General features: G+C 42.5%; 12 protein-coding genes. 9 read left to right on the top strand and 3 right to left on the bottom strand.

The genetic code is table 11. The annotated features are described in order from the left end of the window. The first annotated feature begins 124 nt into the window (after nucleotides 1-124). Nucleotides 125-1,363, top strand: a complete 1,239-nt coding sequence (locus KPY62_RS06550) for a hypothetical protein (RefSeq protein WP_216581299.1) — start codon at nucleotides 125-127, stop codon at nucleotides 1,361-1,363. Between the two features lie 155 nt (nucleotides 1,364-1,518). Here the strand turns inward: KPY62_RS06550 and KPY62_RS06545 are convergent, their stop codons facing one another. Further along, nucleotides 1,519-2,466, bottom strand: a complete 948-nt coding sequence (locus tag KPY62_RS06545; RefSeq protein ID WP_216581298.1) for an Hsp33 family molecular chaperone HslO — start codon at nucleotides 2,464-2,466, stop codon at nucleotides 1,519-1,521. Nucleotides 2,467-2,850: 384 nt separating this feature from the next. Between KPY62_RS06545 and KPY62_RS06540 the strand changes: the two genes are divergently transcribed. The 5 genes from KPY62_RS06540 (at nucleotide 2,851) to KPY62_RS06520 (ending at nucleotide 7,715) form a co-directional block, all read left to right on the top strand. Further along, complete coding sequence (locus tag KPY62_RS06540) at nucleotides 2,851-3,834, top strand: glutamate/aspartate ABC transporter substrate-binding protein (RefSeq protein ID WP_216581297.1); 984 nt, start codon at nucleotides 2,851-2,853, stop codon at nucleotides 3,832-3,834. Between the two features lie 99 nt (nucleotides 3,835-3,933). After that, nucleotides 3,934-4,680, top strand: coding sequence for an amino acid ABC transporter permease (locus KPY62_RS06535; protein WP_216581296.1), 747 nt, complete (start codon nucleotides 3,934-3,936; stop codon nucleotides 4,678-4,680). Continuing rightward, nucleotides 4,677-5,348 carry an ABC transporter permease subunit gene (locus KPY62_RS06530; protein ID WP_216581295.1) on the top strand — a complete coding sequence of 224 codons (672 nt, stop codon included), beginning with the start codon at nucleotides 4,677-4,679 and terminating at the stop codon, nucleotides 5,346-5,348. The genes KPY62_RS06535 and KPY62_RS06530 overlap by 4 nt, the downstream gene beginning before the upstream one ends. Before the next feature lie 208 nt (nucleotides 5,349-5,556). Then, the gene (locus KPY62_RS06525) at nucleotides 5,557-6,288 is read left to right on the top strand and encodes an amino acid ABC transporter ATP-binding protein (RefSeq protein ID WP_216583192.1); all 732 of its coding nucleotides are present in this window, start codon (nucleotides 5,557-5,559) and stop codon (nucleotides 6,286-6,288) included. Nucleotides 6,289-6,503: 215 nt separating this feature from the next. Then, complete coding sequence (locus KPY62_RS06520; RefSeq protein WP_216581294.1) at nucleotides 6,504-7,715, top strand: FAD-dependent oxidoreductase; 1,212 nt, start codon at nucleotides 6,504-6,506, stop codon at nucleotides 7,713-7,715. A 113-nt stretch (nucleotides 7,716-7,828) separates the two neighbouring features. Here KPY62_RS06520 and KPY62_RS06515 read toward each other — a convergent pair whose 3' ends face one another. Next, nucleotides 7,829-8,569, bottom strand: a complete 741-nt coding sequence (locus KPY62_RS06515) for a pantothenate kinase (protein WP_216581293.1) — start codon at nucleotides 8,567-8,569, stop codon at nucleotides 7,829-7,831. Between the two features lie 176 nt (nucleotides 8,570-8,745). Next, complete coding sequence (locus KPY62_RS06510; RefSeq protein WP_216581292.1) at nucleotides 8,746-9,750, bottom strand: biotin--[acetyl-CoA-carboxylase] ligase; 1,005 nt, start codon at nucleotides 9,748-9,750, stop codon at nucleotides 8,746-8,748. A gap of 195 nt (nucleotides 9,751-9,945) precedes the next feature. On the opposite strand from KPY62_RS06510, the gene KPY62_RS06505 reads away from it, so the two are divergent. From KPY62_RS06505 to KPY62_RS06495, 3 genes are all read left to right on the top strand, one after another. Beyond that, the gene (locus KPY62_RS06505) at nucleotides 9,946-10,749 is read left to right on the top strand and encodes a sulfite exporter TauE/SafE family protein (RefSeq protein ID WP_201621955.1); all 804 of its coding nucleotides are present in this window, start codon (nucleotides 9,946-9,948) and stop codon (nucleotides 10,747-10,749) included. A 91-nt stretch (nucleotides 10,750-10,840) separates the two neighbouring features. Beyond that, entirely contained in the window at nucleotides 10,841-11,089 is a 249-nt protein-coding gene (locus KPY62_RS06500) for a hypothetical protein (protein WP_216581291.1), read from the top strand. Between the two features lie 227 nt (nucleotides 11,090-11,316). Then, nucleotides 11,317-15,195 carry an AAA family ATPase gene (locus KPY62_RS06495; protein WP_216581290.1) on the top strand — a complete coding sequence of 1,293 codons (3,879 nt, stop codon included), beginning with the start codon at nucleotides 11,317-11,319 and terminating at the stop codon, nucleotides 15,193-15,195. Nucleotides 15,196-15,495 lie beyond the last annotated feature (300 nt).

Here is a 15,495-nt window from a genome sequence, read left to right as displayed (position 1 = left end):
GTGATTTAGATAGCGTAGTCTCTAAAGTCTGTATTATTTTTAAAAAGTGCGGTGTTTAGCAGAAGATAAGTTAGCAAACCACTTATTAGTTGATAAAGGATTTACCTATTAGGCAGAGGTAATTATGATAATCATTAATAAAGTAAGCATTAATAAAGTAACTAGTAGAGCAATGATGATGGCGGCGCTATTTTTAGTACAGATTGGCTGTCAAGCTGAGCAGAATAGTAGTACTGACGATCAACAGGCTATTAGCGATAACCAAGCTATTAATGATTCTAACCAAGCTATCAATGACCCCAAACAAGCTATTAATAACCCTAAGCAAGCTACCAGTATAAATACTAGTCGGCTAGGATCTTGGTCTGCTGAGCAATTCGACCAAGATAACAAGCCGTTATCAGTTTTTTCTGTCGATATAACGCAGTTAAGCGCTACGTATATTGCTGGGAGCTATTGCTACGTTAGTAATTATGGTAGAAAAATAGATTGTGATAATGACTTTGTCGGTAAAAGACAGCAGGATAATAAGTACTTAATCAGTTTTAATAGCTCTTTCGATAATATAAAAGTAACTGCTAGCTTAAAATTCGATAATAATAGTCTAGCTTGGCAGTTATCAGACTATCCCAAAGAGATGACGGTGGCGCTGCCAAAAGATAGAGTTTTGACTAAGAATAGTGAGGTTGCGGCTACAGAATATACGGTCATAAACGAGCGCGCCTTTATGTATGAGAATAAGTCAAAATCTGCTAAGACGGCTGCTTATTTTATAGAGGGCGATACTATTAAGCCACTACGAGTTGAGGGTAACTGGCTATACGTAAGCTATAAAAATAATACTAAATTGGGGTGGTTGTTAGTCGAGGATTTGACAGACAACACCCGAAAAGTTGCAGCAACAAAAGCTGATATTTCCCCCTCTGGCTTTAAGTTAACTAAAGATGGTTTTGCTAATATTTCTATCAATCAGCATTATGATGATCAATTATTTATAGAAATCGCTGATAGTAGAAACCCCGAAGTAGATTATTGCTTCTTTGCCAAAGCCAAAAATTATCCTGAGAGCTTGTTAAGCTTATATATTATCGATAATAAGGTAGCGGCTATTTATGTTGGTGACTCAGGCTTTAAATCTTCCACAGGAATAAAAGTAGGCGATGCAGAGCAGAAGGTATATGCCAAACATGCCAATCAGAGTCCTGAGGTGTATCCAAATATTTATACTGGTCAACCCGTCATTATTTATTGGAATGATGATGGCAGCAAAATAGGGACGCTTTACGAGATTGATCAAGGTAGAGTCTACGATATAAGAGTAGGTTATGATGAGCAGTTAAAGGCAGCAGAGGGCTGTTCTTAGGGAGACTATACGGTTTAAAAATTTCTAAGATCTAGGATGTTAAGCTAGTTTGTAGTCTAATGATTTCTGTAATTTCTTAACGAAAAAACCCTCAAGCATCAAACTTGAGGGTTTTTTATTAGCTAATAAAAAATTTTGAGAGAAATTAACTCATACTATTCAACAAAGATACTAGCTACGTCATCTTTATCGAACCGATAAATCTCGCCACAGAAGCCACAGTCCATCTCAAATTGTCCGCCTTGTTCATCACAGATATCGAGCATTTCATCTTGACCGATTTGCAATATCGCCGTTTCACATTTTTCTCTAGAACAAGTACAGCCAAACGTTAGCGCTTTGGCTTCTGGCAATACTACCTCTTCTTCATTATACAAGCGATAGAGCAGTTCAGTAGCAGGTAATGAGGTTAACTCGGCAGGCTTAATAGTACGAGTTAGTACTGACAAACGCGGCCATAAATCGGTATCGACTTTTTCTTGCTCTTCATCATCACGACGTGGCAACAGCTGTACTAAGATACCGCCTGCTTGCAAGCCATCGGAAGCCAAATTAATCAAAGTTGGAATCTGTGCTGATTGCTTCTGATAATGGGCTAGGCAGTCGGCTAAATTATCATGACTACGCTCGACGATACCTTGGTACGATTCCCCTTTTTCAGGTTGAATGTTAATAAATAACACTCCTTCGCCAGCCGCGCCAAGCTCTGCAAAAGCTTGGTTAGCAGTAGTCATAATATCCCAAGCGTGCCGTTGTTCATCACTATCTGCCTTCCAACTTGCAAGACCACGGATAACACCGTTTTGATCACATTCTGCCATCGCCCAATTGAGCAAGTTGTCGCTGTCTGAAGATTGTAATTGAATGGATAAGCGCCCGTCAATTTTGACTGTGCTTATCAATAGGCTAGCTGCCGTGAGCATTTCGCCCAATAAGCACTTGATGGCTTCAGGGTAGGGCTTTTGTGCGATAGTATTGGCATAACTACGTGATAAACGTACTACATCGCCACGCACTGGTGAGTCTTGGATAAAAAAGCGTTGACGCACATCGTTATCAGTACCAATAGCATCGGTTGTCGAAGTTTGCATATCTTGAGTCATAAGTCATTTATTGTATTGAGAAGTTGTGATCTTTATGGGGATTATCGCTGATTTATCAACGATGACTACCCTTTGATGATCTAAAAAATAATCTTCATTAGCGTTAAAATCTAATATAAGAGTACTAGTAAAAAATAGGGGCTAGCGTTTATAGGCTAGTTAAAAATAAAACCTTAGTGAGAGTCTGGTAATGAATGTAGCAAAGGCTCAAAAAATATTACTAACCCATGCAAAATTGTTGTACAGTAACATAAAGTTGCATTATGATAATTAACAGTAACAGCAGAGAGGTAGAGGAAATTGCTGAGCTGAATTTTTTTAATGGATGATTTTTTTGTTTTCAATGAATTTTAACTTTAATAATGTGATAAAAGGATGTATCTCATGACTTATTCAATGACAAAACCTTTAACTCTTGCTGTTTTTATGGTGCTAGGACTGGCTGGCTGTAACAACAGTAGCCAAACCGCTACTGAAGATAAACCTGTTGACGATACAGCAAAGACTGACCCTGCAGCAAATACTAATGGTACTCTTCAGAAAATAAAAGATTCAGGCACTATAGTTGTTGGTTATCGCGATTCTTCTATTCCCTTTTCGTATATTGCCGATGACCCTAATCAGCCGATGGGTTACGCCCACGATTTAGAAATGAAAATCGTTGAAGCCGTTAAAGAAAACCTCAACATGCCAGATTTGAAAGTTCGCTATAACCTAATCACTTCACAAACCCGTATCCCTTTAGTGCAAAACGGTACTGTTGATTTTGAGTGTGGCTCAACGACTAATAACGTCGAGCGTCAAGAGCAAGTTGCTTTCTCTAATGGTTTCTTTGAGATTGGCACCCGATTATTGACTAAAGTTGATTCAGGTATTAAAGATTTTGAAGACTTAAAAGGTAAGAGACTAGTCACTACTGCTGGTACTACTTCAGAGCGTTATATCCGTCAGTATAACGACGAGAAAAAGATGAATACTGATATTATCTCAGCTAAAGATCATGGCGAAGGCTTCTTGATGTTAGAGAATGGCCGTGCTGATGCTTTTATGATGGATGATGTGCTACTAGCTGGCGAAAAAGCCAAAGCTAAAAACCCTGATGAGTGGGTAATTGTTGGTACGCCACAATCATTTGAGATTTATGGTTGTATGATGCGCAAAGGTGATCCTGAATTTAAAACAGTGGTGAATGACGCGCTAAATAAAACCTTTAGCTCAGGCGAAATCACTAGCATCTATGACAAATGGTTCTTAAACCCAATTCCACCAAAGAACGTCAACCTAAAGTTTGAGATGTCAGATAACTTAAAGGCGCTTATCGCTAATCCGCATGACAGCGATCAGCCAAAAGCAGCTGTGGCACAATAACGAGTATTTCTCCCTCACTATAGCCAGTACTCAAGTTCGGTTTAGCAATAAGCTAAGCCTAGCTTGAGTATCCATTGTTCGCTGTTCGGAGAGATCACCATGAATTATAGCTGGAACTGGGGTGTGTTGTTTGAACATACCGGTATCGGTAATGAGCTGTACTTACATTGGATGATTACTGGTGTTGGTTGGCTATTGCTGATCGGTAGTATTGCTTGGGCCATTGCTATGGTCATCGGTACTATCTTCGGTATTATGCGCACTTTACCTAATAAGACGGCACGTAGCATTGGTACTGCATATGTGACCTTTTTCCGTAATATACCTTTGCTTGTGCAGTTATTCTTTTGGTTTTATGTTGCCCCAGGTTGGCTAACACCGGCACTGCAAGAGTGGTGGTTTAGAGACTTGTCACCGAATACCTCAGCCATGCTCTCAGCGAGTATTGGTTTAGGTCTATTTACCGCTGCGCGTATCGTTGAACAAGTACGTACTGGTATTGAGTCGCTACCTGAAGGCCAAATAAATGCCGCTTACGCCCTAGGTTTTACTATTCCGCAAGCTTATAAAGAAGTGTTACTACCGCAAGCTTTTCGCGTCATCCTTCCACCGCTAAGCTCTGAGCTTACCAACTGCTTTAAAAATGCTTCAGTGGCCTCACTAGTGGGGGTAATGGAGCTGATTAGCCAAACTAAAACCATCAGTGAATATACCCAAAACAGCCTCGAGATCTATACTTACGCTACTATTATCTACTTAGTATTTAACTTATCGCTAATTGCTATCATGGGCTTAATTGAGCGCAAACTGCGTGTACCTGGGCTTATCGCAGGAGGTCAAAAATGAGTATGATGACCGAACTTGCCACAGCTTATCCCGGTTTAATGGGCGGTATGATTACCACGATGAAAGTGCTGTTTCTAGCCATTATCGGCGGTATCAGTTTAGGGACATTATTAGCTCTAATGCGTTTGTCAGGCATTAAAGCGCTGGAGATTCCTGCTAAGTTATATGTTAACTATTTTCGATCGGTACCATTACTACTAGTTCTATTATGGTTCTATTTTGCAGTACCAATGATTTATTTTTGGATAGCGGGTAAGTATTTACAACTAGACGCCGCCTTCGCTTCTTGTGTCGTCGCCTTTATGATGTTTGAGGCCGCTTACTTCTCTGAAGTAGTACGTGCCGGTATTCAGTCTATTGGTAGTGGACAAGTTAATGCGGCCAAAGCCTTAGGTATGACTTATAGTCAAACTATGCGCTTAGTCATTCTGCCGCAAGCCTTTCGTAAGATGCTACCATTAATTTTGCAGCAATGTATTATTCTATTCCAAGATACGACTTTAGTATTCGCTATTGGTCTAACAGACTTCTTCCGAGCAGCTTATGTACGCGGTGAGTTAATGGGCTTATTAACTCCTTATATTTTGGGAGCAGGGGCCATCTACTTTATTATCAGTTTGGGAGCTTCTATTGGCGTCCAGCAAGTACAAAAACGTTTGAGGTTTTAGGAATAGATTTCAAATATAGGCTTTAAAGATAAGTTTTAGTAATGGACTGTAAGTTTTTAAGCCTAAATATCAATGTTAATGAGCGCTTATTAAGCTCAAGACCATTATCTATGAATGTATAAGTTGGGAGACAGTAATGAATGATGCTAAGACCTTCATAAATGAATTTGGCGGGCTAGTCACCGATAGTGGTCATGCTAGTAGCGAGATGGTCATTGAGATGGACAGTGTTAGCAAATGGTATGGTGATTTCCAAGTGCTAACGGACTGCACTGCTCACGTTCATAAAGGCGATGTAGTAGTAGTCTGTGGCCCGTCAGGCAGTGGTAAATCAACGCTTATTAAGACAGTCAATGGCTTAGAGCCTTTTCAAAAAGGCGAGATTATAGTCAACGATATCTCAGTCGGCGCTTCTAAAACCAACTTGCCTAAGCTACGTAGTCGAGTGGGTATGGTGTTCCAGCATTTTGAATTGTTTCCGCATTTAACTATTATTGATAACCTGACTGTAGCGCAAGTCAAAGTGCTAGGCCGTAAAGAAGCGGAAGCCAAAAAGAAAGCCATGGCTTATTTAGATCGAGTAGGCTTGACAGTGCAAGCCGCAAAATACCCAGCGGAACTGTCCGGTGGCCAGCAGCAACGAGTAGCGATTGCTCGAGCTTTAGCGATGGATCCTATCGCTATGTTATTCGATGAGCCAACCTCAGCGCTAGATCCGGAAATGATTCAAGAAGTGCTCGATGTGATGGTGGAGTTGACTCGTGAGGGTATGACGATGATGTGTGTTACTCACGAAATGGGCTTTGCTAGCCAAGTCGCTAACCGTATCATCTTTATGGATGAAGGACACATCGTTGAGAATTGCAGTAAAGATGAGTTCTTTGAAGGCGCAAAAAGTGAGCGTGCGCAAATGTTCTTATCTAAAATTCTCAACCATTAATTAAGTAACGACTAAGCCTAATAGTCCGCTCATTGTTTATAACAAGCGTCTTTAATCAAGGCGCTTTTTTATGGACGCTGGTTTTTTTCGTAGGCTCTGCGTTTACTGCTACAATAGCTAGCATCTTTTATAACCTATATTCAGAACTCACATTCAGAAATCACATTCAAAGCTAACACTCGTAACGTACAATATATAATTTATTCGGAGCTAATATGAGCGTAGAAAATTCTAATAAACCGGCAGGTATTGTCATTATTGGTGCTGGTCTAGCTGGCTGGCATGTGATCGATGCAATCCGTAGTAAGGATAAACAGATTCCTATTACCCTTATCACTAGTGACAATGGCGATCGCTATCATAAGCCAATGCTGACTATGGCTATTAGTCAAAAAAAGAGTGCAGCTGACTTAGTACGAGCAACAGGAGCTGATGCGGCAACAGCAGCAGAGGTCACTTTAATGGCCAATACTGATGTCAGCGACATTGACGCAGTGAGCCAACAATTACAGCTAGTATCTACTAATCGCTCAGATCCAGCCAATACAGCGTATGCTACTATCAGCTATGACAAGTTAGTATTAGCTATGGGTGCGCATCCGATTTTCCCGAAAAGCTTACCGCAAGATTTGGTATGGCACGTCAATCATATTGAGCGCTTTGGGCAGCTGCAACAAAAGCTAGCAACGGGCAGTCAGCATGTCGCAATCGTTGGTGCGGGTATGGTCGGTACTGAAATTGCTGAGGACTTGCTAAAAGCGGGTCATAAGATAACTTTGATTGACTTGAATGATGCGCCATTAGCACAGATGCTGCCAGCAAAAGCGACAGCACGTATTGCTAAAGCCGTTGAATCACAAGGTATTCAATTCTTAGGGGGTTATCTAGTGACGAGTGTAACTCGCCACAATCAGCAGCTTGAAATTAGCTATAAGCCGTTAGCCTCAGAGGGTGATATTGAATCACCGCAATCGTCTACGCTTATCGTCGATCATGTGATCGCTAGTACTGGTTTAGTGGTAGACGATACTTTACCTGCTGCTGCTGGTATTGAATTCAACCCACGTACTGGTATCGTGGTTGATGCGCCGACCCTGCGTACTAATCAGGCTAATATTTATGCGATTGGTGACTGTATGTCTATCGATGGGGTGCCTTGTCGTTATGTCGCTCCGCTACGCGCGCAAGCGACGACTATCGCTGATGATATCTTGGGGATCAGTCATGATGGTTATGATCATAAACCACCGATGATCCGCCTAAAAAACAAAGCTATTTCAGTGATGGTGACAGGTGTACCTCGTAGCGATGGCAATTGGCAGATAAAAACCGAGACCGATGATGAGCTAGTGATGGAACTGCTTAATGATAATAATGAGGTCAGCGCAGTGGCGACTATCAAAGCGCCTATTCCTGTTAAGGTATAGTTGTCAATAGGCTAACTATAAAGTGATTAGCCAATCCTATTTTATTAGCCAACCCTATCTTTTATAAAATTTTATAAAATTTTATAAAAGATAGGGTTGGCTTTTTTAATAGCTTAGTTGCTGTTGCTTAGTGGCTTACTGTTGTCAAAGTATCTAGCCAAACCGTTTAATAATAAATCATCACGCATACGTACCGAACGGCTGAGGTGTTGGGCGATCATCCGAGCATCACCGCCAGTCATAATTAGCTCAAAGTTCGGATGACGACGACTGATTTCATTGATAGCGCCAACGATGGATAATAGAATACCGCGATGTACGGCATCTTGAGTATTTACACCTTGAGTAATGCTATCAAAAGTACCGTTAGAGATAGTAATCTGCTTAGTCCCTGAAAACAGTGACTCACGTTGCAAGTAGATACTAGGGAAGATATAGCCGCCTAAGTGCTCTGCATGGTCAATCAAATCAATAGTTACTGCAGTACCGCACCCTATCACACATTGGCGTTTCTTTTTATCTACTGCGCCCAACATCTGTAACCAACGGTCGCAACCCAGTTGATGAGGATCATAGACACTGTGCATTAGTGGGTGCGCAGCATCGACATTGACAAAGGCAAAGGGGATGTTTAATCGACCCAAAGTTTCTGATACTTTGCCATTTAACTCGTCACCTAATACCGATGAGATACCGATAAAGTCAGGAGCATAATGCGCAAAACGGTCGGTCAGACCCATAAGCAATTCGGCTGGTGCTTGCAAGTGTTGCTTGGCATCATGTGAGACGATTTGTCCGATATCATCGGTCAGCCAATATTTAAGTCGGGTATTGCCTAGGTCAAGCCAGAGCATAAGTATCCTTTTATACGCTAAATCAATTTATGAGCAACTGCAGTAAAGCAATTTATAAGCATCGGCGAACAAGCAACTACTAAGCGCTTGCAGAGCTAGATTAACTTTGTATTTATATCAATAATCATGCCACTTTCGACACTTTTAGCAAATTAAATCTGATGGTCATATAGCGTTTAATACTTGTCAATAACGTCAATACGACCAGTAAAAAGCGCGGCAAGCTTACCGTTATCTTGACGCAATTGCAAACACCCTTGGGCATCAATGCCACAAGCAGTGCCGGTTATGATCTGAGATTCGCCATTATGGTTTTGAGTGACTTGTAAGCGTAGCCCTGCCAATGCATCCAGCGTATTAAATTGTCGCATAAAATTATTGGCAGCAGTGACTTCTGTCGATGATTTTTCAATCATCAATGAGTGAAAACAGCTGATCGATGCTATTAGAGCATTACTGACTTGTTGATAAAGGCTTGATAACTTAGGTAGAGGAGCTGCGTCTGTTGCCTCAAGCTGCTGATAAATATCTTGCAAGCTTAAGGCCTGATAGCTCATACCTTCACAAGTTTGGGCAGTCAGCTTTGGCGTGGCTTGTACGTTCAGACCAACACCCATGACTACTCCAACTAGTTTGCTTGCGCACCATACTGGTTCGATTAAAATACCTGCTAGCTTATTAAAATAGATAATCTGCTGGTCAGCATTTTCGCTTCTACCAGAGCTAATATGGTCATTCAGATCTGTTTGCTGGTTTATTTGATAGCCTGTATGTCCCCCTGCTAGTTTATCTGACAAAGGCGAGGTCTTATAAAAGCCTAAATCATTAGCCCATTTTACCCCAATAGGGTTCAGTCCTTGGGCATTTAGTTGCTCATTTAGCTCATCGATAACGGGCATTTTTGCTAACTCAACACCGATGATCAAGGACAATAAGCCACTGATGGGCATAGTCACCGGATGATACAGCGACAGATAAACATTACCTAGTGGCGACTGCCAAGAGCGACCACGTTGCCCACGCCCAGCACTCTGGGTTTCAGCAGTGAGTAAGTGCAGCTCATCGGCAGCGAGACTAGTGTTCTTGATAGCGTCTATTAGTTCGCTATTGGTTGAAACACTACTGATAACATGGCGATGATTGAAGCTTAATAGGCTATTAGGACTATTGGTTAATGACATAAGTTTAGTCGATGTGGTTATTAAAATCTTTGTTATACTTAGGCGTGTTATCCGTTAATTCCTCAGCTTACAAATAAGGTAAGTGATGAGAAATCCTAGCTGATGATTGCTAGTGTTGATACTAATAGGCATATTGCCACTAACATGCTAACTATTATGATATAAAAATAAGCTCGATAAAAGGTCAATTTGATGATGTTATACGTATGGTTTGTCATTGCAGGTGCGTTCGCAGGAGTTTGCGCTGGATTGTTTGGGGTGGGTGGCGGCATGATTATTGTACCAGCTTTAGTATGGATTTTTACGGCTTACCATTTTCCTGCTGAAGTCGTTACTCATTTGGCGATTGGTACTTCATTAGCGACTATTGTCATTACCTCAATCAGCTCTATGACGGCTCATAATAAACGTGGCGGCGTGCGCTGGGATATTTGGCGCAAGATGGGACTAGGTTTGGTAATTGGTAGCTTAATAGGAGCAGCAGTGGCAGAGTCGATTGATGGGCAAGCCTTAAAAGCCATCATTGGTGGTGGGGCCTTATTAGTAGCTATAAAAATGCTGTTCTTCTCTAATAAAGAACAATTGGGCAAACCTTTACCTTCGACTGGAGTGCAATTCGGTGCTGGTACGGGTATTGGCTTAGCCTCTTCTATTTTTGGTATTGGTGGTGGTAGTTTGACGGTGCCGTTCTTAAACTGGGCAGGGCTGACCATGAAGCAGTCCGTAGGCACAGCTGCTGCTTGCGGTTTGCCGATCGCAATTGCTGGAGCATTAGGCTTTGCTTGGTTCGGTCAGAACGTAGAAAACTTACCAGAGGGTACTATCGGCTTCGTGCATATCAGCGGCTTCTTATGTATTTCAGTCATCAGTTTTATTATGGCCAAAGTAGGCGCAAAACTGGCTTATAAACTACCAGCGTTAATGCTAAAACGTGCTTTTGGTGTGTTGTTAGTGTTTGCAGGTGGCCAGTTATTGTTGAGTGGTCTTGGGATGATTTAGACTGGGATACTGTAAGCATGTTATAAGCATGCTATAAGCTGAAATCTGAGTAGCAACGTGCTATTAAGTAATTCTTACAAGGATAAAAAGTATGCATAGAAATGACAAAAGATTTGTTATAGCATTAATTTTAACGACTTTTATTGCAGCTGCTCTCTATTTCTTCTTAGGCCTTGTCGCCCAAAGCTATGCAAAAAATATATCGGCAACTGATTTAAGCGAAATATCAAAATCCCCGTTTATAGTTATCGACTTATTAAAAGGTGGTGTTTGGCTGCTTTATGCTGTTGCCATACTGGTACTTATATTGAAATGGTGGGCTAAGCGAGTAAAGAGTTAATAAAGACTCTCTTACAAAGTAAAAATTTTATTACAGCTTTGATGGCGTCGGGTTTTATATTGCTTGATGTTCTGTTGAGCCAAGGGATTAGTTTGTAGAAATTGAAGTCTGCACACAAAAGATTAATCTGCCTATATCAGATTATACTTAACACCCTAAAACTCTAAAACCTCCCGAGAATTTAAGGTAGAATAGCCGCCTGTTTTTGCTAAGTTTACTGGCTCTTCATGCGTTTAAAATCTCTAAAACTAGCAGGGTTTAAATCCTTTGCTAACTCAACTACTTTTACTTTCCCCCGCGGCATCACTGCCATTGTCGGGCCAAACGGCTGTGGCAAATCGAATGTCATTGATGCTATTCGTTGGGTATTAGGGGAGACGTCTGCTAAGCAGCTACGTGGCGGTGCAATGAGCGATGTTATCTTTGCCGGTACGCAAGATAAAGCTGCCAAAAGCATGGCTAGTGTTGAGCTTACCTTTGAGCATACCCAAGATGAGCACACTGGTATTCGCCATGAGTTTAACTTGTATCATGAGCTGTCTGTACGTCGGCAAGTGAACTTAGAAGGTCGTTCAGATTACTTTATAAACGGTACCCGTTGCCGTCGCCGTGATGTGGTCGATGTGTTTTTGGGCACCGGTCTTGGCGCTCGTAGTTATGCGGTGATCGAACAAGGTATGATTGGCCGGATTGTAGAGTCCAGCCCACTACAATTGCGTGAATTCATTGAAGAGGCAGCAGGGGTCTCGCGCTATCAAGTACGACGTGCAGAAACTCAAAAAAAGCTTTCAATGACTCAAGACAATCTAGCCCGCCTGTATGATATGCAAAGCGAATTAGTACGCCAACAAAAATCGCTAGCAAAACAAGCAACTAGTGCTCAGCGTTATGAAGAGCTTGCCATAGCCCTAGCTGATGTAAAGCAGCAACTGGCTATCCAACAGTTATACCAAGCCAAACACACTCAGCAGCAGCATAAGCTAGCTCATGAAAATAGTGCTGCTAGCGTAGCGACACTTCAAGCTGATTATGAGCGTATCAAAGCCAAGCAAGATAAGCTTAGCACTTGTATTAATCAAGAACAATGGCTCAAAGATGAGGCGCAAAGCGCCCATTATCAGCAGCAGTTGAGCTATCAGCAAGCCGAGCAGCAGCTTAATAACGCTCAAGCACAACTACAGCAAATAGAGCAGCAGCTACTTAGTTTAGATAGCCAGCGCCAGCAAGCAATCGCTGAGAGTGAAACGTTACAGAGCCAACGGGATCAGCAGCAAGAAGCGTTAGCAGAGCTACGTCCGCAGCTGAGTAAGCTGACGGCTAAACGTGAGCGCTATAATCGTGATGAGCAGCCCTTAAAATGTGCTTTGTATGAGGCGCAAGATCAACAGTCACGGCTACAAGAGAGTGAGCGCAAGCTTGAGCAACAGCAAGCACTGAATGCTCAGTCTCAGCAGCGCCAGCAGCTAAGCCAAGATAAATGGAGCCGCCGTCAGCAAAATTGGCAGCTATTGTGGCAGCAGTTACAGCAGCCTGATACTGATAAAGGGTCAATGCTATCAATAGCCACGCTTAAAGAGCAGCTGCAACAAAACGCGCGGCAACAAGATAGCGTGGCAGAGCGTCTGTCGGAGCTACAACCACAAGCTCGAACCTTACAGCAGCAGTTAGCGGCACAGCAGGTAGAACTAATCAAGCAAGAAAAATCTCAAGCATCATTGGCTGGCGAGTACGATACCCTGCATCAGATATTGCATCCTAAACCAGTCAAAAATCAGCAAAATTTGCTTAGCCAAAGTAGTGATGCAAAAGATAAAGCAGCAAGTGCACTGCACCAGCCCTCGAAGCTAGCTATAGCTACTTTACGTGAGCAAATTGAGCTAACTGCTGAAGGTCAGCAATACGCACAGCTACTCGATAGCTTGTTGGCGATGTGGCTAGATAGCCATGTGCTAGTGACCGCTCAAGCAGATCAGTCGCACCTAACAGCGCCTAATGACAGTACAGCATCCAAAGCCAATTTAGGACAAACGCTTGAGCCTTACTTAGCAGAACTACTTAGCTATCAGCAGCACAATAGCCGCCAGCAGCTAAGTCATAGCTTGTGGCTGCCTACTAAGCAAACCCCTAAGCAAACGAATAAGCAGCAAAGCATATTTGATGAGCTAGCAACCGATCTCAGCGCCAAGATTTTACCTTTAGCCCAGTTGATAGCGCAGCCAGCTTTGGCGCTATGGCAGCAGTGTTATCTGTATCTCGCTGATGAAAATGTTAACAGCGATAAAGCGAGTGCAGAGCTGGCGACTATTACTAAAGTATTACCGCCAACAGCACTAGTATTAACTACAGACGGTTGGATAATTAGTAGGTTAGGTAGTGTCAACCTCACTAAGGTTACAGCAGCACAACACCCTAATGGCAGTGACCAAAACAATGAGCACAGTAACAGCCAGTTTTTGAGTCAACGTTTGCAGCAGCGTCAACGCTTACAGCAATTAGAGACGCTACTCGATGAATCTGACAGTCAAATTCTAACCCAGCAGCAGACGATCAAGCGCACCCAAGCTAATTACGATGCTTTGACGGTCAGTTTAGAAGAAACCCAGGCACAGGCTCAGCGCTTAACGCAAGATAACTATCGCCAACAGCAACAGTTGACTACGCAGCAAGCTGCCAATGAGCGCCAACAGGCGGAGGAGCAGCGCTTACAAGCTGACCAAGCATTACTGTTAGCCGAGCAGCAAGAATTAGCTCAAGAGCAAAAGGTATTAGATAGCGAAAAGCAGCAAATTGAGCACAGCTTGGTGGCACTAAGACCTAAATTAGAGGCAGCCCGAGCTAATAGTCAGCACTTACAGAATGAGCGTAACGAGTTAAACCGTAATCGCCAATTGGACGACAACGCTTGGCAGTCATTGCAGCTGACCGTACAAAAAGGTGAGATGCGTCTTGAGCATAGTACTGATAGTTTAGCGCGCGTCAATGCCGTATATGAGCAAGCCGTACAAAGCGAGCTGACCTTGCAAAAGCGCTTGCAAACTCATAAGCAGCAACTACCTAACATACAAGCAAAACTGCAAGCGGCGCAAACCACCCGTGATGAGCAGCAAGCATTATTGGCAGAACGTGAGACGGCATTAACGGCACTGAAACAAGACTATAGCCAACAGCAAATCGAATTAGATAAGTCGCAAACTCAATTGCAGACTCAGCAAAGCAAATTAGCTAGCCAAGCAACTGAACTGGCGCTTAGCGAGGCCCATTTGCAAGATAGTATTCAGCAGACTCAGGATGCTTTAGATAGTTACTATCAAATTATTAATAAAAACAATCCACATAATTCGCCATCGACTGTCAGTGTCTCCAGTTTATTGACTGACTTTATTACCCACGAGCGCCGAGTTCGCCCAGATAAAATTACTGAATTACAAGCTGAGTCCACTAAGCTTACCCAGCAATTGAGTAGGATTGGCCCTGTTAATTTAGCAGCTATTGCTGAATTGGCACAAGTGAATGAGCGCTTAGCACCCTTGAACCAGCAGACCGAAGATATTGCCGCTAGCATGCAGACTTTGACGGAGGCAATTGCCTCTATTGATGAGACTACTAAGACCCTGTTTATGCAGACTCTCGATAGTGTTAATAGTGAATTGGCTAAGCTATTTGCCAAAGTATTCGGCGGTGGTCAAGCCAGTTTGACGTTGAATTTGGAAGATATGCCAGCGGATACGGCTAAGTCGGAACAATGGCGAGCGGGGCTGACTTTAATGGCGCAGCCTAAAGGCAAGCGCAACAGTCGCTTGGCGGTATTATCCGGTGGCGAAAAGACCTTAACGGCTCTGAGTTTAATTTTTGCTATATTTAAGCAGCATCCAGCACCGTTTTGTGTGCTTGATGAAGTCGATGCTCCGCTTGATGATGCTAATGTAGGTCGATTCACTAGTCTAATTCATGAGCTAGCGGATGACTTACAGTTTATATTTATTAGCCATAACAAGCTGACTATGCAAATCGCCGATGAGCTCAAAGGGGTCACTATGCCCAGCGCTGGAATCTCGACACTAGTAAGCGTTTCATTGGATGAAGCTGAGCACTATGTTGATCTTTAGTCTGGCTTAGCTCAATATTTAACACTAGTAAAAAACATTAATAGTTAGGTTTTGGCGCTTAATTTTTCAACCAAAGCTACCAGATGATGCTCTAACTTTAAGGGTTACAAGCTCTGGATAACTGAATGCTAGTTATTAAGTTAGTAACTGAGTTAGGAGCTAAGTTAGTAAGTAGGGTAGTATTAACCAGTTTTAAATTAGCGAAAATAAGTCTATTGCTTAGCAAGTAGTAAACTCTACTACCTAGAGTCAGCAAGCAGCGCAAGCTAAGGGCTGTACAAAGTGGTGACGGCATGGGAT

Source organism: Psychrobacter sp. TAE2020, assembly GCF_018919485.1.
Lineage (GTDB): Bacteria > Pseudomonadota > Gammaproteobacteria > Pseudomonadales > Moraxellaceae > Psychrobacter.
This window is presented reverse-complemented; position numbering and strand designations above follow the sequence as displayed.